General features: G+C 74.3%; 17 protein-coding genes. 9 read left to right on the top strand and 8 right to left on the bottom strand.

What is annotated here, in order from left to right; translation table 11 throughout:
- Positions 1 to 22: 22 nt before the first annotated feature.
- On the bottom strand, positions 23 to 1,030 hold the full coding sequence (locus GJV82_RS00150; RefSeq protein ID WP_318657104.1) for an acetylxylan esterase: 1,008 nt from the start codon (positions 1,028 to 1,030) through the stop codon (positions 23 to 25).
- Positions 1,031 to 1,253: 223 nt separating this feature from the next.
- On the opposite strand from GJV82_RS00150, the gene GJV82_RS20560 reads away from it, so the two are divergent.
- The 6 genes from GJV82_RS20560 (at position 1,254) to GJV82_RS00120 (ending at position 9,621) form a co-directional block, all read left to right on the top strand.
- A complete protein-coding gene (locus GJV82_RS20560; RefSeq protein ID WP_155097824.1) occupies positions 1,254 to 3,266 on the top strand; it encodes a DUF1349 domain-containing protein in 2,013 nt (670 codons plus the stop codon).
- A gap of 284 nt (positions 3,267 to 3,550) precedes the next feature.
- Entirely contained in the window at positions 3,551 to 4,696 is a 1,146-nt protein-coding gene (locus GJV82_RS00140) for a LacI family DNA-binding transcriptional regulator (protein WP_155097823.1), read from the top strand.
- 47 nt (positions 4,697 to 4,743) lie between these two features.
- Positions 4,744 to 6,384, top strand: coding sequence for an FAD-dependent oxidoreductase (locus GJV82_RS00135; RefSeq protein WP_318657103.1), 1,641 nt, complete (start codon positions 4,744 to 4,746; stop codon positions 6,382 to 6,384).
- A gap of 54 nt (positions 6,385 to 6,438) precedes the next feature.
- The gene (locus GJV82_RS00130; protein ID WP_155097822.1) at positions 6,439 to 7,770 is read left to right on the top strand and encodes an ABC transporter substrate-binding protein; all 1,332 of its coding nucleotides are present in this window, start codon (positions 6,439 to 6,441) and stop codon (positions 7,768 to 7,770) included.
- Positions 7,771 to 7,772: 2 nt separating this feature from the next.
- A complete protein-coding gene (locus GJV82_RS00125) occupies positions 7,773 to 8,660 on the top strand; it encodes a carbohydrate ABC transporter permease (RefSeq protein ID WP_024841210.1) in 888 nt (295 codons plus the stop codon).
- Positions 8,650 to 9,621: a carbohydrate ABC transporter permease gene (locus GJV82_RS00120; RefSeq protein WP_225872956.1), complete on the top strand. Its 972-nt coding sequence runs from the start codon at positions 8,650 to 8,652 to the stop codon at positions 9,619 to 9,621. Before GJV82_RS00125 ends, GJV82_RS00120 begins: the two co-directional genes overlap by 11 nt.
- Before the next feature lie 13 nt (positions 9,622 to 9,634).
- Here GJV82_RS00120 and GJV82_RS00115 read toward each other — a convergent pair whose 3' ends face one another.
- Complete coding sequence (locus GJV82_RS00115) at positions 9,635 to 10,810, bottom strand: WXG100 family type VII secretion target (protein ID WP_155097821.1); 1,176 nt, start codon at positions 10,808 to 10,810, stop codon at positions 9,635 to 9,637.
- 161 nt (positions 10,811 to 10,971) lie between these two features.
- Here GJV82_RS00115 and GJV82_RS00110 point away from each other — a divergent pair, with 161 nt between their 5' ends.
- Positions 10,972 to 12,828 (top strand): ABC-F family ATP-binding cassette domain-containing protein, encoded by a 1,857-nt coding sequence (locus GJV82_RS00110; RefSeq protein WP_024841207.1) that lies wholly within the window; start codon positions 10,972 to 10,974, stop codon positions 12,826 to 12,828.
- Positions 12,825 to 13,157, top strand: a complete 333-nt coding sequence (locus tag GJV82_RS00105; protein ID WP_155097819.1) for a hypothetical protein — start codon at positions 12,825 to 12,827, stop codon at positions 13,155 to 13,157. The genes GJV82_RS00110 and GJV82_RS00105 overlap by 4 nt, the downstream gene beginning before the upstream one ends.
- Before the next feature lie 16 nt (positions 13,158 to 13,173).
- On the opposite strand, the gene GJV82_RS00100 is transcribed toward GJV82_RS00105, so the two are convergent.
- Complete coding sequence (locus GJV82_RS00100; RefSeq protein WP_024841205.1) at positions 13,174 to 13,659, bottom strand: MarR family winged helix-turn-helix transcriptional regulator; 486 nt, start codon at positions 13,657 to 13,659, stop codon at positions 13,174 to 13,176.
- 118 nt (positions 13,660 to 13,777) lie between these two features.
- On the opposite strand from GJV82_RS00100, the gene GJV82_RS00095 reads away from it, so the two are divergent.
- A complete protein-coding gene (locus GJV82_RS00095) occupies positions 13,778 to 14,380 on the top strand; it encodes an NADPH-dependent F420 reductase (protein ID WP_024841204.1) in 603 nt (200 codons plus the stop codon).
- A 139-nt stretch (positions 14,381 to 14,519) separates the two neighbouring features.
- Here the strand turns inward: GJV82_RS00095 and GJV82_RS00090 are convergent, their stop codons facing one another.
- From GJV82_RS00090 to GJV82_RS00070, 5 genes are all read right to left on the bottom strand, one after another.
- Entirely contained in the window at positions 14,520 to 15,551 is a 1,032-nt protein-coding gene (locus tag GJV82_RS00090) for a TetR/AcrR family transcriptional regulator (protein WP_155097818.1), read from the bottom strand.
- 109 nt (positions 15,552 to 15,660) lie between these two features.
- Positions 15,661 to 16,488, bottom strand: a complete 828-nt coding sequence (locus tag GJV82_RS00085; protein WP_081772381.1) for an ABC transporter permease — start codon at positions 16,486 to 16,488, stop codon at positions 15,661 to 15,663.
- Complete coding sequence (locus GJV82_RS00080) at positions 16,485 to 17,432, bottom strand: ATP-binding cassette domain-containing protein (RefSeq protein ID WP_155097817.1); 948 nt, start codon at positions 17,430 to 17,432, stop codon at positions 16,485 to 16,487. Before GJV82_RS00080 ends, GJV82_RS00085 begins: the two co-directional genes overlap by 4 nt.
- 146 nt (positions 17,433 to 17,578) lie before the next feature.
- The gene (locus GJV82_RS00075; protein WP_155097816.1) at positions 17,579 to 18,934 is read right to left on the bottom strand and encodes an MFS transporter; all 1,356 of its coding nucleotides are present in this window, start codon (positions 18,932 to 18,934) and stop codon (positions 17,579 to 17,581) included.
- 62 nt (positions 18,935 to 18,996) lie between these two features.
- The gene (locus GJV82_RS00070) at positions 18,997 to 19,497 is read right to left on the bottom strand and encodes a MarR family winged helix-turn-helix transcriptional regulator (RefSeq protein ID WP_115943104.1); all 501 of its coding nucleotides are present in this window, start codon (positions 19,495 to 19,497) and stop codon (positions 18,997 to 18,999) included.
- Positions 19,498 to 19,499 lie beyond the last annotated feature (2 nt).

Raw genomic sequence — 19,499 nt, 5'->3', positions numbered from 1 at the left:
TCGGCGGCTCCGCGTCCGGCGGCTACCGCGTGCGCTCGCGCAGCCAGGCGAGCTGGCGCGCGAAGCGGAAGCCCTGGCCGCCCTCGTGCTCGTTGTAGCGGTAGACGTCGATCGCGCGCTCAGCGGGTGCGTCGCCCGCGGTGCACGCGCCCCACGCGTTGTACGCGGCGTAGACCGTCGAGGGCGGGCACACCTGGTCCATGAGCGCCACGGAGAACAGCGCGGGCGCGGCGGCGCGGCGCGCGAGGAGCGCGCCGTCGAGGTAGGACAGCGTGCGGAACACCCGCTCCTCGGCGTCGCGGTGCACGGCGAGGTAGCGCGTGAGCTCGCGGTAGGGGTCGCGGTCGGTGATCTCGACGGCGCGGCGGTAGTGGCACAGGAACGGCACGTCGGGCATCGCGCCGACGAGGCCGTCGGCGAGGGCGGCGACGGCGATCGCGATGCCGCCGCCCTGGCTCACGCCGTGCACGGCCACGCGCGCGGGGTCGATCCCGGGCAGCGAGCGCACGGCGTCGACGGCGCGGACGCCGTCGGTGAAGACGCGGCGGTAGTAGTGGTCGTGCGGGTCCTCGATGCCGCGCGTGAGCACGCCCGGCACCGCGGGCCCGGACCCGGCCGGGTCGGGCGTGCCGCCGCCGCTGCCCCAGTGGCTGCCCTGGCCGCGCGTGTCGACGACGAGGTGCGCGAAGCCGGCGTTCGCCCACGCGAGGTGCTCGTGCGGCAGGCCGCGCCCGCCGCCGTACCCGATGAACTCCACGACGGCGGGCAGCGGCTCGTCACGGGGTACCGCGGGGCGCACGAGCCACGCCTTGATCGGGTGCCCGGCGAACCCGGGGAACGTCACGTCGTCGACCACGACGAGGTCGAGGCCGGTGTCCACCGGCTCGAGGCGCACCGTCTCGGCGAGGTCGCCCCCGGCCGCGCGGGACTCGGCGAGGGTTCGCGACCAGAACGCGTCGAGGTCGGCGGGCTCGTCGAGCGCGGGGGCGTAGGTCTCGAGCTCGGCGAGCGGCAGGTCGAAGAGCGGCACGGTGACGGTCCTCCGGAGGTGAGAAATATCTGACGTCTGATGTCGACGCAGGGTCGGATCGACTCTAGCGCCGTCACGGCGACCGGGTGACCACGCTAATAATGCGCATCATCCCTTTGACCTCCGCCCCGCCGGACCGGCCACACTGCCAGCGAGCCCGCGCCGTCGTGCGCGGCCCCGGACGGCGACGACGCCCCCGGCGAGGAACCGATGGAGGTCCCCTGTGAGAACCCGAGCAGCAGCACCGCGGCGCCGACCAGGCGCCGCGGCGACCCTGGCCGCAGCCCTGACCGTGTCGCTCGCGGCCGGCGCCGCCCCCGCGACGGCCGCGGCCGGGAGCACGCCGGCGCCCGGCGGCGCGAGCACCGCGACCGTCTCCGCCGCGGGCGACGCGCCCACCGCGTCCGACCTGCCGGTGTTCGAGTACCGCGGCGTGATCACCGACAAGGAGTCGATGACCTACAACCCGACGGACGAGTTCATCTTCCCGAGCGTGTTCCACGCGGGCGCCCACCTCGACGACCCGCTGGGGGAGTGGTACCTGTACTACGCCCCGCACGACTCGCCGGGCGGCATCTCGCTCATGTACGCCGACTCGCTGGAGGGCCCCTGGACGGAGTACGCGGACAACCCGCTCGTCGCGAACGAGTGGCCGCCCTTCTACGACCACGTGTCGCACGTGTCGTCGCCCGACGTCCTGTGGGACGACGCGACGGACGAGGTGCTGCTGTACTTCCACGGCGAGAACTCGACGACGCGGTGGGCGACGTCGTCGGACGGCGTGACGTTCGACGACTCCGGCGTCGCCGTGACCAACGCCGACGGCGGCGCGGGGACCACCGAGACCTCGTACGCGCGCGTCGTCGAGCACCCCGACCCGTCGTCCGGGTACCGGTTCGCGATGACGTACATGCAGAACCGGACCGACGACATCCGCCGCATCAAGGTGGCCGAGTCGGTCGACGGGCGCACGTGGGACGTGCGGCCCGACCCGCTCGTCGTGCCCGACGCCGCGACCGGCACGAACGTGTCCGGCGGCAACCTGTGGGAGTGGGAGGGCCAACTCTACGTGATCTACCACGGCTCCACGGGCATCACGTTCGCGCGCACGCTCGACCCGACGATGACCCAGGTCGGCCCGCGCTGGGAGCTGCACCGCGCGAGCGGCGTCGGCGACGACACCGGCCGGGTGGCCGCGCCCGAGATCGTCACCGACGGCGACGAGACGTACCTCTTCTACGAGTCCGGCGACCGGCTGGGCGCGACCATCGCGTGGGCGCAGCGCGACCCCGACGCGGTGCGGCCGCCCGAGCCCGGGCAGGACCCTGACCCGCTGCGCGAGCAGTGCCGCGGCGCGGGGTCGGACGAGTTCGACGGCGCGGCGCTCGACCCGGCGCTGTGGTCGGTCGTGCGCGAGGGCACGGCGCGGCATGCGCTGACCGACGGCGCGCTGCGCGTCCCGGCGTACCCGACCGGCGTGGCCGGCGCGTCGCTGCCGCTCCAGGCCGTGCCGGACGGGCCGTGGGAGGTCACGACCGCCGTCTCCGTGTCCCCGGCCCAGACGTTCCAGCAGGGCGGGCTGCTGCTGTACCGCGACGACGCGAACTACGCGAAGCTCGACCTCGTGCACGGCTCCAACGGCGCCCGGCTCGAGTTCATCTGGCGCCAGGGCGGCAGCGACCGCAACACGGGCTTCGACTCGATCGCCCCGCCGGCCGGGCTCGGCGACACGTTCTGGCTCCGGCTCGCGAGCGACGGGACGGACGTGCGGGCGTCGGTCTCGGTCGACGGCGTCGAGTTCACGCCGTGGGGGCGCACGGTGGGCGTCGCCGCGCTCGGCGCGACCGGGGTGGGGCCGTTCGCGATGCGCGGGTCCGCGACGCCCCCGGAGATCGTCGCGTCGTTCGACTGGTTCCGGTGGACGCCCACGGCCGAGGAGGCGGCGGCGTGCGCGGACGACGGGCCGGCCGTCGAGGTGGACGCGGTCGCGCGCTGCCTCGCGGGCCGCGCGTACGTGGCCGTGACGGCGCGCAACGCGGGCGACGCCCCGGCGACGGTGCGGCTCGTGACGCCGTTCGGCGAGCGGACCGTCGCCGACGTCGAGCCGGGTCGCAGCGCGTACCAGTCGTTCGCGTCGCGCTCGGCGCAGGTCGCGTCCGGCGACGCGACGGTCGAGGTCGTCGGGGACGGCGGCGGGTCCACCACCGCGCCCTACGACGCGGTGACCTGCGGGTAGCCCGCCGACGACGCCCTGCGACGGCCCCGGGACCGCACCCCGGCGTGCGGTCCCGGGCCCGTCCCGTGCGCGCCCGTCCGTCGCCCGCCGGAAGCCCGCCCGCCGCCCGCCCGAAGACGGTCCGGAGCCCGCGCGGGCGGTCGTAATACGGATCACCGGAGCGGGGACCAGGCGCGCAGGCGCGCGGCTCCCGGCGTAATAATGCGTATTATCGCGTTGACCTCGGCGCACGCCGCTCGCGAGACTCCTCATCACGTCATCGACGACGTGATCGAGGAGGATCCATGCCGAGGCACCGCATCACCCAGGCCGACGTCGCCGCGATGGCCGGCGTCAGCCAGGCGACGGTCTCGTTCGTGCTGAACGACTCCACGCCCGCAGGGGTGCGGATCAGCGAGGAGACGCGCCAGCGCGTCCTCGACGCGATCCGGATCACCGGCTACTCGGCGAACCCCGTGGCCCAGCGCCTCGCGGGCGGGCACAACCAGATCCTCGGCGTCTTCACCTACGAGGCGACGTTCCCGCGCGCCGGCCGCGACTTCTACGGCCCGTTCCTCGTCGGGATCGAGCACGCGGCCGAGAAGCTCGGCATCGACATCCTGCTCTTCACGAGCGCGCGCGTCGTCGACGGTCGCCGCCGCCTCACGCGCGACGGGTGGCAGCGCCTGGGCATCGCGGACGGCTGCCTCCTGCTCGGCCAGCACGAGGACCGCGGCGAGCTCCAGCACCTGCTCGACACGAACTACCCGTTCGTCTTCATCGGCAAGCGCGGGAGCGACGGCGGGCGGCTGCCCTACGTCGGCGCCGACTACGTCACGGCGACCGCCCGGCAGGTCGAGCGGCTCGTCACGCTCGGGCACGAGCGGATCGGCTACGTCGGGCCGCGCGGCACCGACCAGCCGACGCTCGACCGCGTCGACGCCTACCGCGCCACGATGAAGGCGCACGGCCTCACGGTGCGGTTCGTCGAGCTCGACGACGTCGCCGCCACCGCCGCGGAGATCGTCGACCAGCGCCTCACCGCGGTCGTGGTCGCCCCGGAGAACTACCCCGAGGAGCTCGTCGACGAGCTCGAGCGCCGCGACGTGCGGGTGCCCGAGGACGTGTCGTTCCTCCTCCTCGGCCAGCCCCACCACGGCCGCCCGGGCGGGCGCCGGTGGTCGGGGTTCTCGATCCCGCGCGAGGAGATGGGCGCGCGCGCCCTCGTCCTCCTCTCGCGCCTCGTCGCGGCCGACACCGGCCCGACGCGCTCCGGGCGGCGGGCCACGCGCGGCCTCACCGTCCCCGAGGACGAGCTCCACCAGCTCCTGGAGTGCGTCGACGTCGACGGCGAGACCGTCGCCGCGCCGCCCGCGCGCCGTCGTGCCGCGGCCCCCGTACGGCCGGCGGCCCCCGCACGGCCGGCGCCCGCGACCGCCCCGGGCGTCTGACGCCCCCCACCGACCCGAACCCGAGCACCAGAGAAACGGACCCCAGCGTGACCCATCCAGACCTGCAGGCAGACGTCCTCGTCGTCGGCGCCGGGCTCGGCGGCGTGGCCGCCGCGCTCGCCGCGGCGGAGCGGGGCGCCCGCGTCGTCCTCACCGAGGAGCACCCGTGGATCGGCGGGCAGCTCACGTCCCAGGCGGTGCCGCCGGACGAGAGCGCGTGGGTCGAGCGGTTCGGCGTGACCGCGCGCTACCGCGCGCTGCGCGAGGGCATCCGCGACGTCTACCGGCGCTCGTACCCGCTCACCGACGCCGCGCGCACGTGGGACGCGCTCAACCCCGGCGCGGGCTGGGTCTCGAAGCTGTGCCACGAGCCGCGCGTCGCGGTCGGCGTGCTCGAGGAGATGCTCGCCCCGTGGCGGTCGGCGGGCCGCGTCCGCCTGCTGGAGCGCGTACGCCCGACGGCGGCCACGACCGACGGCGACCGCGTCACCTCCGTGACGCTCACCCCGGTCACCCCGGGCGACGGCACGGGCGGCGACGGGGCCGTGACGGTCCACGCCGCGTACGTCGTCGACGCGACCGAGACGGGAGAGCTCCTGCCGCTGACCGGCACCGAGTACGTCACGGGCTTCGAGTCGAACCGCGAGACGGGCGAGCCGAGCGCTCCCGACGAGGCGCAGCCGGACAACGTGCAGGCGCTGAGCGTGTGCTTCGCCGTCGAGCACGTGGACGGCGACCACACGATCGACCGCCCCGAGCGCTACGGCTTCTGGAGCACCTACACACCCGGACCGTGGAACGGGCGGCGCATGCTGTCGTGGGAGGCGCCCAACCCGCGCACGCTCGCGATGGACGTGCGGTCGTTCACCCCGAACCCGGGGGACGACGCGCGCGCCGTCGACGCCGACCAGTCGAAGAACCCCGGCGACGGGAACCTGTGGACGTTCCGGCGCATCGCCGCCCGCGACCTGTTCGCGCCCGGCCACTACGCGAGCGACCTGTGCCTCGTGAACTGGCCGAGCATCGACTACTTCCTCGCGCCCGTGCTCGACGTGCCGCGCGACGTGGAGGAGGCCCGGATCGCCGACGCCCGCCAGCTCAGCCTCTCGATGCTCTACTGGATGCAGACCGAGGCGCCCCGCGCCGACGGCGGGACCGGGTTCCCCGGCCTGCGTCTGCGGCCCGACGTCATGGGCTCGGCCGACGGGCTCGCCCAGGCGGCCTACCACCGCGAGTCCCGCCGCCTGCGCGCCGTGACGACCGTGACGGAGAACGACGTCTCGTACGCCGTGCGCGGCGACCGCGGCGCGACGCGCTACGACGACTCGGTCGGCGTCGGCATGTACCGGATCGACCTGCACCCCTCGACCGGCGGCGACACGTACATCGACGTCGCGTCGACGCCGTTCGAGATCCCGCTCGGCGCGCTGCTCCCGCAGCGCGTGACCAACCTGCTCGCCGCCAACAAGAACATCGGCACGACGCACATCACCAACGGGTGCTACCGACTGCACCCCGTCGAGTGGAACATCGGCGAGGCCGCGGGACACCTCGCGGCGCACTGCCTCGCGACGGGGCGCACCCCGCACGCCGTCCAGTCCAAGGCCGACCTGCTCGCCGACTACCAGGACGAGCTCGTCCGGGCGGGCGTCGAGCTGCGCTGGCCCGCGGAGGCCCACCCCTACTGACCCGGCCGCCCGACGGCGACCGACGCACGACCCCCTCAGTCCGAAGGAGAACTGATGACCCCCCTCACCCGCCGCACCCCGGCCCGACGCCGCCTCGTCGGCGTGCCCCTCGCCGCCGGCGGTGCCGCGCTGGCCCTCGTCCTCACCGCGTGCTCCGGCGGCGGCGACGACGTCTCCGGCGAGCCGAGCACCCCGAGCGAGCCGGTCGAGCTGCGCATGACGGTCTGGACGGCCGACGAGACGCAGCTCGCGCAGTTCCAGGAGATCGCCGACGCGTACGTCGCCGAGAACCCGGACCTCGTCTCGGGCGTGACGTTCGAGACCATCCCGTTCGAGGACTACACGACGTCCCTCACGACGCAGCTCGCGGGCGGCAACGCGCCCGACCTCGCATGGATCCTCGAGAGCTACGCGCCCGAGTTCGTCGCGAGCGGCGCGCTCGTGGACGTCGCCCCGAAGCTCCGGGAGACCGAGGGCTACGAGTACGACGACCTGCTCGACTCGTCGCTCGCGCTGTGGGAGAAGGACGGCGGCCTGTACGCGTACCCGTTCTCCAACTCGCCGTTCGCGCTGTTCGTCAACACCGACCAGGTCGCCGCGGCGGGCCAGCCGAACCCGGCCGACCTCGTCGCGTCCGGCGAGTGGACGTACGACCAGGCCCGCGACATCGCGCAGGCCGCCGCGGCGACGTCGGGCAAGCAGGGCCTCGTGGTGCGCGACTTCGACTACAAGATCTGGGAGAACCTGTCGACGGTCTGGGACGGCTGGGGCGCCGCGCCGTGGAGCGAGGACGGCACGCAGTGCACGTTCACCGATCCGGAGATGGTCGACGCGCTCACGTGGATCCACGACGCGACGTTCGTCGACAAGGCCCTGCCCGGCCCGGGCACGACCGCCGACTTCTTCGCGGGCGACTCCGCGATGACGATCACGCAGATCAGCCGTGCGTCGGCGCTCGACGACTCGTTCGCGTGGGACGTCGTGCCGCTCCCGGCGGGCCCGGCGGGCCAGCAGAACGTCATCGGCCAGGCCGGCATCGGCGTCTTCGCCGCCGGGGAGCACCCGGACGTCGCGGCCGACTTCCTCGCGTGGTTCACCAACCCGGAGAACGCCGAGACGCTCGCCGCGTACTTCCCGCCGCCGCGCGAGTCGCTCCTGAACGCCGAGACGCTCGGCGCGGCGAACCCGAGGCTCAGCGAGACCCAGCTCCAGGCGGTCGTGGTCGACGGCATCCAGGGCGCGGTGACCAAGCCGTCGCACCAGAGCTTCGCCAAGCTGCAGGACACGGTGCGCGCCGAGCTCGACGCGCTGTGGACCGCCGACGCGGACGTCGAGGGCGTCCTCGCCGACACGTGCGCGGCGATCCAGCCCCTGCTCGGGGACTGAGCGTGGCGTCCTCCGCACTCGCACGACGGGACGCGGCCGTGGGCTACACCATGGTCGCGCCCGCCGTGCTCGGCGCGCTCGCGTTCGTCGTCGCGCCGCTCGTCGCCGTCGTCTGGTACTCCCTGCACGAGTGGAACGTCCTCGCGAACACGTTCACGTTCGCGGGCGCGGACAACTACGAGCGCATGCTCGCCGACCCCGGGCTGCGCGACTCGTTGCTCGCGAGCCTGTGGTTCTCCGTCGGGCTCGTGGTCCTCAACATCACGCTCGCGCTGCTCCTCGCGGTGCTGCTCAACCAGCGGCTCCCGGGCACCACGACGTTCCGCACGTTCTTCTTCTCGCCCGTCGTCGTGTCGCTCGTCGCGTGGACGATCGTGTGGAGCTTCCTGCTCCAGGCCGACGGCGGAATCAACGGCTTCCTGTCGCTGCTCGGCGTCGAGGGCCCGAACTGGCTGCGCGGCGAGACGACCGCGATGCTCTCGGTGATCGTCGTGCAGGTCTTCAAGAACGTGGGCCTCAACATGATCCTGTTCCTCGCGGCGCTGCAGGGGGTGCCCGAGGAGATCCAGGAGGCCGCGCGCATCGACGGCGCGGGCGCGTGGCGGCGGTTCCGCTCGATCACGCTCCCGCTCATCAGCCCGACCGTCCTGCTCGTCTCGATCCTCACGATCGTGGGGTCGCTCGAGGTGTTCGCGCAGATCGCCGTGCTCACGGGCGGCGGGCCGGGGAGCTCGACCACGGTGCTCGTCTACTACCTGTACCAGCAGGCGTTCCGGTTCAACGACTTCGGCTACGCGAGCGCGATCTCCGTCCTGCTGTTCGTCATCGTCCTCGTCCTGACACTCGTGCAGTGGCAGACGCGCAAGAGGTGGGTCTTCCATGAAGTCTGACGTGATGCCCGGCCCGGCCACGCTCCCCGGCGCGGACGACGCCCCCGCCCGACCCGCGGCGTCGGGCACGGGCGGCGACGGCAGGGACCGCGCGCGGCCCGCGCCCGCACGGCGCGACCGGGCGGCGCGGTCCCGGCGCCGCTGGGGCCGCGGGGCGCTCGTGGCGCTGCTCGTCGTGCTCAGCGTCCCGTTCGTCTTCCCCACGTGGTGGATGGCGACGTCGAGCCTCAAGCCGATGAGCGAGATCCTGCGCGCGGTGCCGACGCCGTGGCCGCAGGACCCGTCCTTCGCGGCGTACGGCGAGGTGTTCCGGCTGCAGCCGTTCGCGCAGCAGTACTGGAACAGCCTCTACATCGCCGTGGTCGTGACGGTCGGGACGATCCTCGTGGCCTCGATGGCCGGGTACGCGTTCGCGCGCATCCGGTTCCCCGGGGCGAACGCGCTGTTCCTGCTCGTGCTCGTCGGGCTGCTCGTGCCGTCGGAGGTGACGATCGTCCCGCTGTTCCGGATGGTCAACTCGCTCGGGCTCATCGACACGCACTGGCCGCTCGTGGTCATCCCGATCCTCGGGGCGCCGAGCGTCCTCGCGACGTTCATCATGCGCCAGTTCTTCCTCGGGCTCCCCGGCGAGCTCGAGGAGGCGGGGCGCATGGACGGCCTCGGGCGGTGGGGGATCTTCTGGCGGATCGCGTTCCCGCTGTCGCGCTCGGCGATCTCGGCCGTCGCGATCTTCACGTTCCTCAAGTCGTGGAACCTGTACCTCGAGCCGATCGTGTACCTGTCCAGCAAGGACCGGTTCACGCTCCCGCAGGCGCTCACGCAGTACGTCGACGCCTACGGCGGCCCGATGTGGAACGTCCAGCTCGCCGCGACGACGCTCACGGTGCTGCCGGTCCTCGCGGTGTTCCTCGTCGCGCAGAAGCAGTTCGTCCAGGGCCTGGCGCACACGGGACTGAAGTAGGAGAGGCCGCCGATCAGCCCTGCTCGGGGTACTCGGTGCGGGTGCGCGACCCTCCGACCGAGACGCTCCCGCCGCCGACCACGGGCAGCGGCGTCCCGGCGGAGAACCCGGCACCCTGCTCCTTCACGACCGTCCCGCCGGGGGGCGTCGTGATGAGCGAGCTCGGCGGGTTGGGCACGACGTTGCCGCTCGCGTCGTACGTGATCGCGTACACGCCGGGCCCGCCGAGGTCCGTGCTGCCCGGGACGATCCCCGTGCCCTCGATGCCTGCGCCGGCCTCGCCGCGGACGTAGACCGTCGTGGTGCCCGTGTTGTTGTCCACTCGGGTGCCGACCAGGCCCTCGACCTCGACCTCGGCCCTGCCTCCGGCGAGCGGGACGACCGCACCCCCGGCGGACCCGGTCGCGTAGGCGCCCGCCTCGACGATCGTGGCGTCGGGCCTCGGCGGCACGTACGACCCGAGCTCCGGCCCCATGTAGTGCATCGTCTGGCGCTGCTGGTAAGCGAGGAAGGCGTCGACCTCCTCCTGGCTCGCGAAGGTGTACTCGCTCCCGACGTTCAGCACCGCCCCGCCCGAGGCGCCCGCCTGCGCGCCGAGGTTGACGCCGTGCTCGTTCACGTGCCCCTCGACGTAGGGGGTCGGGGTGCCCTCTCCGACCCCCAGGCTGCCCCCGGCGAGCTGGGTGACCCGGAACGTCCCGTCGGAGAGCTCGTCGATGCGGTACTCGAACCCGGCGCTCCCTTCCCCCGGGCCGGCCCCGATGCCCTGCTCGTACGTCACGTGCTCCGTCGCGACGATCGTCGGCGGCTCCTGCTGCTCGGTCATCGGCGGCAGGTCGGGCAGGGTGCGATCGCCCGGCAGACCAGGGATCCCGCCGCCACCGCCGCCGCCGCCAGCACCGCCGCCACTGCTCCCGCCGCCGTCGACGGCGCTCGCGCTGTCCTGCTGCTCGGCCTGCACGCGGAGCTTCTGCGCGCCGTCGTCGAGCAGGGTCGACGCCGCTCGCAGCGCCGCCTCCATCTCGCCGTGCCACCGTGCCCGCAGCGCCTCGGCGTCCGGACCTGCCCACGGGGTCGACGTGACGGCGGCGCGCAGCGCCGAGGTCGTCGCCTCGAGCTTCGCGGACTCGCCCTGGAACGTGTCGGCGAGCCCGCGCAGCGCGGCGACGTCGGCACCGTAGAAGGACATGGTGAACCTCTGCTGGCAGGGGGACGGTTGTCACGGTCACCCTTCGTCATGGCGCGGCCCGGCGCAAGGGGGAGGAGTCCCCATCGGGCCGAGACGCGCGGTCGGGCTGAGCGCCCGGCGCCCTGCACGAGGACGCCGCCGAGGTCGCTACGCTCGACGGTGTGGCTCATCTCCTCGGCGCCGACGGCATCTCGCTGACCGTCGGCACCCGCACCCTGCTCGACGACGTCTCGCTCGGCCTGGACGACGGCGACCGCGTCGGCATCGTCGGCCCCAACGGGGCCGGCAAGACCACGCTCCTGCGCCTCCTCGCGGGCACGCAGCAGCCCGACGGCGGCCGCGTCACCCGCGTGGGCGGCCTGCGGGTGGGCCTGCTCGACCAGCGCGACGACGTCGGCACCGGCGCGACGATCCGCGACCTCGTGCACGGCGACGCCGCGACCCACGCCTGGGCGTCGGACGCGAGCATCCGCACCGTCCACGCGGGGCTGCTGGGCGACCTCGACCTCGACGCCCCGGCGGACACGCTGTCCGGCGGGCAGCGGCGGCGCGTCGCGCTCGCGGCCCTCCTCGTCGCCGACCACGACGTGCTGTTCCTCGACGAGCCCACGAACCACCTCGACGTCGAGGGCGTCGCGTGGCTCGCCGCGCACCTCGGCGACCGCTTCGCCCGCCCGGGCGCGAAGGGCGCCCTCGTGGTCGTCACGCACGACCGCTGGTTCCTCGACGCCGTGTGCTCGCGCATGTGGGAGGTGCGCGGCGACGGCTCGGGCCAGGTCGAGGGCTACGAGGGCGGGTACGCGGCGTACGTGCTCGCGCGCGCCGAGCGCCAGCGCACCGCGGCCGTCGCGGCGGAGAAGCGCGACAACCTGCTGCGCAAGGAGCTCGCGTGGCTCCGGCGCGGCGCGCCCGCGCGCACGTCCAAGCCCAAGTTCCGCCTCGACGCCGCCGCCGCGCTCATCGCCGACGTCCCGCCGCCGCGCGACACGCTCGAGCTCACGCGCACCGCGACGAAGCGGCTCGGCAAGGACGTGCTCGACCTCGAGGACGTGACGGTCGCGGTGCCGCGCCAGGACGGTCAGGGCGAGCGCGTGCTGCTCGACGACGTCACGTGGCGTCTGGGACCTGGCGACCGGTACGGGGTCGTCGGGGTCAACGGCGCCGGGAAGACGACGCTCCTCGCGCTCCTCGCCGGGCGGCGCGAGCCCGACTCCGGGCGGGTCAAGCGCGGCAAGACCGTCCACGTCGCGGAGCTGTCGCAGGACGTCGGCGAGCTCGACGACATCGCCGGCGCGCGCGTGATCCAGGTGATCGAGGACGAGAAGCGCTCGGTCGTCGTCGACGGCAAGGAGCTCTCCGCGTCCCAGCTCGTCGAGCGGCTCGGCTTCACGCGCGAGCGGTCGCAGACGCTCGTGCGCGACCTCTCGGGCGGCGAGCGGCGGCGCCTGCAGCTCCTGCGCCTGCTCGTCGCCGAGCCGAACGTGCTCCTGCTCGACGAGCCGACGAACGACCTCGACACCGACACGCTCGCCGCGCTCGAGGACCTGCTCGACGGCTGGCCCGGCACGCTCATCGTCGTCTCGCACGACCGCTACCTGCTGGAGCGCGTCGCGGACCGCCAGGTCGCGCTGCTCGGCGACGGCCAGGTGCGCGACCTGCCGGGCGGCGTCGAGCAGTACCTCGAGCTGCGGCGCGCGGCGCTCGCGGTTCCCGGGGCGGCGTCGAGCGGCTTCGCGCCTGCGGCCGGGGGCGACGGCGGGGCGGAGGGCGCGCCGGACGCGGCCGCCCCGGCCGGGCCGAGCGCCGCCGAGGTGCGTGCGGCGAAGAAGGAGATCAACCGCATCGAGCGGCGGCTGTCGAAGATCGCGGAGGCGGAGGCGCGCCTGCACGAGAAGATCGCGGCGAACGCGACCGACTTCGCGGCCGTCGCGGAGCTCGACGCCGAGCTGCGCACGCTCGCGGCCGAGAAGGACGAGCTGGAGGCGGCGTGGCTCGAGGCGGCGGAGGTCGCCGGGTGACGGGCCCGCACCCGATGCGGGTCGCCGTCTCGACGCGCGGCGTCGAGGTCGACGACGGCCAGGGCGGCGTCCTCGCGCCGTGGTCGGACGTACGCCGCATCACCGCCTTCGCGCTCGCGGCGGCGGGCGGTACCGCGCGCTACGTGTCGTTCGACCTCGTGGACGGGCACAGCGTCGAGGTCGACGACGCGTCGCCCGAGTGGGACGACGTGGTCGCCGCGCTCCCGGCGCACGCCGACCTCGCGGTGGACGACCTGCCGGCGGCGCTCGCGGGCCTCGGCCCGGACGACGGGGTGCTCGTCGTCGCCGGGCCGGCGCGCGCCCGCTGAGCGGTGCCGTCGGGGCTCAGCGCCGCAGGAAGCCCATGCGGTCGTCGGGGTCGACGCGCGCGAGGATGGCGCCCGCGATCTCGTCGAGCTGGGCGACCTGCTCGTCCGTGAGGGCGTCGATGACGTGGTCGCGCACCGTCGCCACGTGCCCGGGCGCGGTGGCCACGACCTTGTCCCAGCCGGCGTCGGTGAGGTGGGCGTTCGTCGCGCGGCGGTCCTCGGGGCACGGCACGCGTTCGACGAGCCCGCGCTTCTCGAGCCGCGCCACGACGTGCGAGAGCCGGGGGAGCGTCGCGTTCGTCGCGCTCGCGAGGCCCGTCATGCGCAGCGTGCGGCCCGGTGCCTCGGAGAGCATCGCGAGCACGTAGTACTCGAAGTGGCTCAGGTCGGCGTCGCGCCGGAGCTGGGAGTCGAGCACGCCCGGGAGCAGCTCGACCACCGCCACGAGCCGCTTCCACGCGTCGAGCTGCTGGTCGTCGAGCCAGCGGGGTTCTGTCGTCATCAAGCCTCCTCGGGAGACTCCATCGTAATAGTTGACGCTACAAGTTTCGGAGCGTACGGTGTTAGTTGTAGCAACAACCAATAGCCGCCCGCCGGACGGCGCAGGAAGGGAAGCCACCATGAGCAGCATCACCATCATCGGCGCCGGGAACATGGGCTCGGCGATCACCGGTCTCGCGCTCGCCGCGGGCAGCGACGTCCAGGTCCTCACGCGCGAGGCCACCGAGCTCGACCCGCGCGTCACGGCCGGGAAGGTCGGCGACGACGTCACGGGCGAGGTCGTCGTGCTCGCCCTCCCGTACGGCGCGGTCGACGAGGTCCTCGACACCTACGAGGACCGCCTCGACGGCACGGTGCTCGTCGACATCACCAACCCCGTCGACTTCGCGACGTTCGACTCCCTCGTCGTGCCCGCGGGCTCGTCGGCCGCCGCGCAGATCCAGGAGCGCGTGCCGGGCGCCCGCGTGCTCAAGGCGTTCAACACGAACTTCGCCGCGACGCTCGCGTCCGGCCAGGTCGGCCCGCTGTCGACGACCGTCCTCGTCGCGGGCGACGACGCCGACGCGAAGGCCACGCTCGCCGCCGCCGTGTCCGGCGTGCGCGTCGTCGACGCCGGCCCGCTGCGGCGCGCGCACGAGCTCGAGGCCCTCGGCTTCCTGCAGCTCACGCTCGCCGCGGCCGAGAAGACCTCGTGGACCACGGGCTTCGCCCTCGCCGAGTGACCCACGGCGCTCGCGCCGGACGCACCACGGCGCGCGCACGACGGCGGCCGGCCACCCCGCGCGGGTGACCGGCCGTCGTCGTGCCGTGCGGGGGCCGCGGGGCGTGATGCCCGGCGTCGGCCTCCCGCGAGGCGTGCGGTCAGGCGCGCGCCTTCTCGACCGCCGCACGGGCGGCCTCGCGCTCGGCCTTCTGCGCCTCGCGCAGCGCCTTCTCGAGCTCGCGAACCTTCTTCTGCGCCTCGCGCACGCGCCGCTCGGCGTCGCGGCGCCTGAGCGTGGCCTTCTTGACCTTCGGGTCCTTGAGGTGGACCGCGACCTCGACGGGTGCGACGGCGTCGCGCGGGTCCGGCGCGGAGGCCGCGCCGTCCGCGCCGGGGCCGTCGACCGGCGTCGAGCCGCTGCCACCGCGGTTGCCAGCCCCCGGGGCACCGGCCGCGCGCGCGTCGACGTAGACCGCGATCCCGTCGAGCACGCGCTCGAGGCCCCACGCCGTGTCGTCGATGTCGCCCTCGCCCGCGTACGTGCCCGCCTCGACGAGCGGGCGCAGGTAGGGGAACCGGACCTCGTCCACGAGCTCGCGCAGCGCGTCGGCCCACGCGCCGCCCTGGACGGTCGCGTCGCCGTCGGCCGCCGCGACCGCGCGCGCGAGGTCGGTCTGGAGCCGGGCCGCGTTCCGCGCGTACCCGCTCACGAGGAGGATGACGGACATCTTCTCCTCGTCGTCGAGCGGCGTGGAGCGCAGCGCGCGCAGCCCGCTGTCCGCGCCGCGCAGGTTGTTCGGCGTGAGGGGTGCCCCCGTCACGGGGATGTCGAGGAACCACGGGTGGGACGCGAACGTCGCCATGGTGAACTGCGCCCACTCGCGCAGCTCCGCGCGCCAGTCGGCGGGGTCGTGCGGCGGCGGGTACTCGACGTCGAGCGCGGCCTCCTGCATGAGGAGCAGCAGGTCGTCCTTGCTCGTGACGTACCGGTAGAGCGACATCGTCGTGAAGCCGAGCCGCTGCGCGACCTTGGCCATGGACACCGCGCCGAGCCCGTCGGCGTCGGCGATCTCGATCGCCGTCTCGACGATCCGCTCGATGCTCAGCTCGCGCTTGGGCGCACGCTCGGGGCGTTCGGCGACGCCCCACGCGAGCGCGAGCCGGGGAGGGAGGTCGGGTGCGTCCGTCATGCCCACATCATCCCCGAGGTCGGGTGTCCGGCGCGGTGCCCGGCCGAGCATGTGGTTGTCGCCCGCCCTGAGCCCAGGGCGGGCGACAGCAACATTCTCGGCGGCGGGATCAGCGGGCGGTCCGTCGCCGGTAGAGCACCGAGCCGACGACGCAGCTCGCCACGAGGAAGCCGGCGAGCCACGCGACCGCGGTGAGCGCCGTCGACGCGTCGGGCGACCCGGCGAGGAAGCCGCGGAACGTCTCGATGACCGGCGTGAACGGCTGGTTCTCGGCGAACCCGTGCAGCCACGTCGGCATGGTGTCGATCAGGACGAACCCCGAGCTGAGGTAGGGCACGAAGAGGAAGAGGAAGTTCACCGACTGCGACGCCTCGACGCTCAGGACGAGGCCGAGCGCGACGCTGAGCCACGTGAACGTGAGCACCGCGAGCACGGCGAACGCGACGAGCCCGAGCCAGTCGGCGAGCCCGGCGTCGGGCCGGAAGCCGAGCGCGAGCGCGACGCCCACGACGACGACGGCGGACGCGAGGTTGCGCACGACGCTCGCCACGACGTGCCCCCACAGCGCGGACGGCCCGAAGATCGGCAGCGTCTTGAACCGGTCGATCGTGCCGGACGTCATGTCCTGCGCGACGCCGACCGCGGCCGTCGCGGAGCCGAACCCGAGGCACATGACGAGCACCCCCGGGACGACGTAGTCGATGTAGTCGTCGCCGCCGATCGCGCCGCCGAAGATCACGACGAAGACGAGCATGACCATCACGGGCAGGAAGAACGCCGTGATGAGCCCGTCCACGCTGCGCAGCTGGCGCCGCGTCTCGCGGCGGACCATCGTGCGGACGTCGCGCGCGGCCGTCGCGGGGCTGCGGCGGGGACGGTCGGGCCCGGTGCGCGAGGGCCGGGCCAGGGTGGGGGTGGCCGTGGGGGTGGCGCTCATCGGGCGCTCTCCTTCCGGGTGAGGGCGAGGAAGACGTCGTCGAGCGTCGGCTTGACGACGCTCACGCCGACGACGGCGAGGGAGTGGGTGTCGGCCGCGGCGAGCACGTCGCGGATCGTGCGGACGGGGTCGTCGCTCGGCGCGGTGAGCGACAGGTCCTTCTCGTCGGTGGTCGTGCCGTCGAGCCCCAGCGCGGGGGCCAGCCCGGCCGCTGCGGCGAGGCTCGCCGGGTCGTCGAACGCGACGCGCACGTGGTCGCCCGCGACGAGCGCCTTGAGCTCGGCGGCCGTGCCGCGCGCCGCGACGCGGCCGTCGTGCAGGACGGCGATCGTGTCCGCGAGGCGGTCGGCCTCCTCGAGGTACTGCGTGGTGAGCAGGACGGTCGTCCCGTCCGCGGCGAGGCCGCGCACCACGTCCCAGAGCTGGGCGCGCGACGCCGGGTCGAGCCCCGTCGTGGGCTCGTCGAGCACGAGCACCGCGGGGTCGGCGACGAGGCTGATCGCGAGGTCGAGCCGGCGCCGCATGCCGCCCGAGTAGGTCCCGACCCGCCGGTCGGCCGCGTCGGTGAGGTCGAAGCGCGCGAGGAGCTCGTCCGCGCGTCGACGCACCGCACGCCGGGGCAGGTGCGCGAGCTCGCCCATCATCACGAGGTTCTCGCGGCTCGTCTGGAACTCGTCGACCGACGCGTACTGGCCTGTGAGCGCGATGACCTCGCGCACGCGCGCCGCGTCGTGCACGACGTCCGCGCCGGCGACGCGCGCCGTGCCGCCGTCGGGCCGCACGAGGGTCGTGAGGATGTTGACCGTCGTGGTCTTGCCGGCGCCGTTGGGGCCGAGCAGCGCGAAGATCTCGCCGCGGCGCACGGTCAGGTCGACGCCGCGCAGCACGGTGTGGTCGCCGTAGGACTTCTCCAGCCCCTGCACGGCGATCATCGGTTCGGTCATCGCCTTCTCCTTCTCGGTCGGATGCGGTGTGCGACGCACACGTAGGTGTATGGTATAAACGATGTGTACACCATAAACACGCCCGCGAGCGAGGGTCAAGGGTCGACGGGCGCCGGGATGCTCCGGCCGTTGATGAAGAGGTCCGGTCAGCGCGGCGCGGGCGCCGGGCGTCGGCCCGTGAGCACGAGGCCGATCCCCGTCATGACGACGAGCGCGCCCAGCACGACGGCGACCGGCGTCGTCCACGTCCCGGTCGCGGTGTGCAGCGCTCCCGCGAGCGTCGGCGCGACCGCGGCGAGGCAGTAGCCCACCGACTGCACGGTCGCCGACGCCTGGCGTCCGCGTCGGACGGTGGGGAAGCGCTGCGCGACGAGCGTGAAGATGACGACGAAGTTGGCCGCCTGGGCGACCCCGGCCGCCGACGCCCAGACCGCCCACAGCCCCGGCGCGACGAGGAGGCCCACGGGCAGCGAGAGCCAGAGCACGGCGATCCCCACGAAGCTCTGCCGCAGCGACCACCGCCGCGCCGCGAGCGGCACGGCGAGCCCGCCGACGATCGCGAAGCCCTGGAACAGCGACGCCGCCCCGCCCGACGCCGCGCGCGGGATGCCCGCGAGCTCCTCCAGGACGAGCGGCAGCCACGCCGTGAGCGCGTAGAAGCTCGACGACTGGAGCGCGAACATCGCGCACAGCCACCACGTGAAGGGCGTCGCGAGCACGCGGCGCTCACGGGCGGCGGCCGGGTCCGTGCCCGTCACGCCCTCCGCGGCCGCCGCGGCGAGGGCCTCGCCGTCGCCGTCAGCGCCGGGGCCGCCGTCGCCGTCGTGGTCGCCGGGGGCGTCGGGCGCCTCCCGCGGCGGCGCCGCCGAGACCGCCGGACCGCGGTCGGGTCGCGCCTCGCGCGGGACCGCGCGCAGCCACCAGACGAGCGCGACCACTGCGAGCACGGACCACGACGCGAGCGCCCAGCGCCAGCCCACGGCGTCGGCCAGGGGTGCGGTGAGCGCCGTCGTCGCGACCGTCCCGACGTTGATCGCCGCCGTGTACAGGCCGGTGACGGTCGAGACGTGCCCGGGGAAGTCGCGCTGGGCGATCATCGGGACGGCGAGGTTCGCCGTCGTGATGCCGAGCCCGAGGAGCACCGTCCCGGCGAACGTCCCCGGGGCGCTGACCGCCGGGCCGCCGACGAGCGCTCCCAGGTCGGCCGAGCGCACGAGGGTGCCCGCGAGGATCAGGCCGAGCGCGACGGCGATCGCGGTCCGCAGCGACGACCGCCCGAGCAGTCCCGCGACGGCGGGCGTGGCGAGCGCGAAGCACAGGACGGGGATCCCGGTGAGCAGCCCGGCCGCCGCGGCCGTGAGGTGCAGGTCGGCGGCGACGTCGGCGACGACGGGCGGCAGCGCCGTGAGCGGAGCGCGCAGGTTGACCGCGACGAGCAGCACGGCGACGAGCAGCACGCCGTCGATCCCGCCGCGGAACGTGCTCGGGCGGGACGGCGGCATCGGGCGGGGACCTCCGGGTGCGGACGGGGGCGACGCCGCCCGTCCGGTCGGGGGGCCGTCGGTCAGTCGTCGAACTGTCCTACGACTGTACGCAGGAGCGCCGCGAGCGCCGGGCGTCCGCCGGGCTCGAGCGCGTCGAGGATGCGCGCCTCGACGGCGAGGAGGTCGGTCATCGCCGCGTCGACGCGCTCCAGTCCGTCGGGCGTGAGCTCGACGAGCACGCCGCGGCGGTCGTCGGGGGAGCGGCGGCGCACGACGAGGCCGCGCTCCTCGAGCCGGTCGATGCGGTTCGTCATGGTGCCGCTCGTCACGAGGGTCTGCGTGACGAGCGCGCCGGGCGAGAGGCGGTACGGCTCGCCGGCCCGGCGCAGCGCGGACAGGACGTCGAACTCCCACGTCTCGAGGTGCCCGCGCGCGAACGCCGTGCGGCGCGCGCGGTCGAGGTGGCGCGCGAGGCGGTCGACGCGCGAGAAGACGGTGAGCGGCTCGACGTCCAGGTCGGGGCGCTCGCGCTGCCAGGCCGCGACGATGCGGTCGACCTCGTCCTCGTGCTGCTGGTCCATGA

The organism is Cellulosimicrobium composti, from assembly GCF_009711085.1.
Classification (GTDB): domain Bacteria; phylum Actinomycetota; class Actinomycetes; order Actinomycetales; family Cellulomonadaceae; genus Cellulosimicrobium; species Cellulosimicrobium composti.
The sequence above is the reverse complement of the archived record's forward strand: the minus strand, read 5'-3'. Positions and strand labels throughout refer to the sequence as shown.

What these genes read in the sequence shown, in the direction of transcription:
- GJV82_RS00140 (WP_155097823.1), top strand. Translation starts at nt 3,551, where the DNA reads ATGCCGAGGCACCGCATCACCCAGGCCGACGTCGCCGCGATGGCCGGC.
- GJV82_RS00130 (WP_155097822.1), top strand. Translation starts at nt 6,439, where the DNA reads ATGACCCCCCTCACCCGCCGCACCCCGGCCCGACGCCGCCTCGTCGGC.
- GJV82_RS00120 (WP_225872956.1), top strand. Translation starts at nt 8,650, where the DNA reads ATGAAGTCTGACGTGATGCCCGGCCCGGCCACGCTCCCCGGCGCGGAC.
- GJV82_RS00115 (WP_155097821.1), bottom strand. Translation starts at nt 10,810, where the DNA reads ATGTCCTTCTACGGTGCCGACGTCGCCGCGCTGCGCGGGCTCGCCGAC.
- GJV82_RS00100 (WP_024841205.1), bottom strand. Translation starts at nt 13,659, where the DNA reads ATGACGACAGAACCCCGCTGGCTCGACGACCAGCAGCTCGACGCGTGG.
- GJV82_RS00095 (WP_024841204.1), top strand. Translation starts at nt 13,778, where the DNA reads ATGAGCAGCATCACCATCATCGGCGCCGGGAACATGGGCTCGGCGATC.
- GJV82_RS00090 (WP_155097818.1), bottom strand. Translation starts at nt 15,551, where the DNA reads ATGACGGACGCACCCGACCTCCCTCCCCGGCTCGCGCTCGCGTGGGGC.
- GJV82_RS00085 (WP_081772381.1), bottom strand. Translation starts at nt 16,488, where the DNA reads ATGAGCGCCACCCCCACGGCCACCCCCACCCTGGCCCGGCCCTCGCGC.
- GJV82_RS00080 (WP_155097817.1), bottom strand. Translation starts at nt 17,432, where the DNA reads ATGACCGAACCGATGATCGCCGTGCAGGGGCTGGAGAAGTCCTACGGC.
- GJV82_RS00075 (WP_155097816.1), bottom strand. Translation starts at nt 18,934, where the DNA reads ATGCCGCCGTCCCGCCCGAGCACGTTCCGCGGCGGGATCGACGGCGTG.
- GJV82_RS00070 (WP_115943104.1), bottom strand. Translation starts at nt 19,497, where the DNA reads ATGGACCAGCAGCACGAGGACGAGGTCGACCGCATCGTCGCGGCCTGG.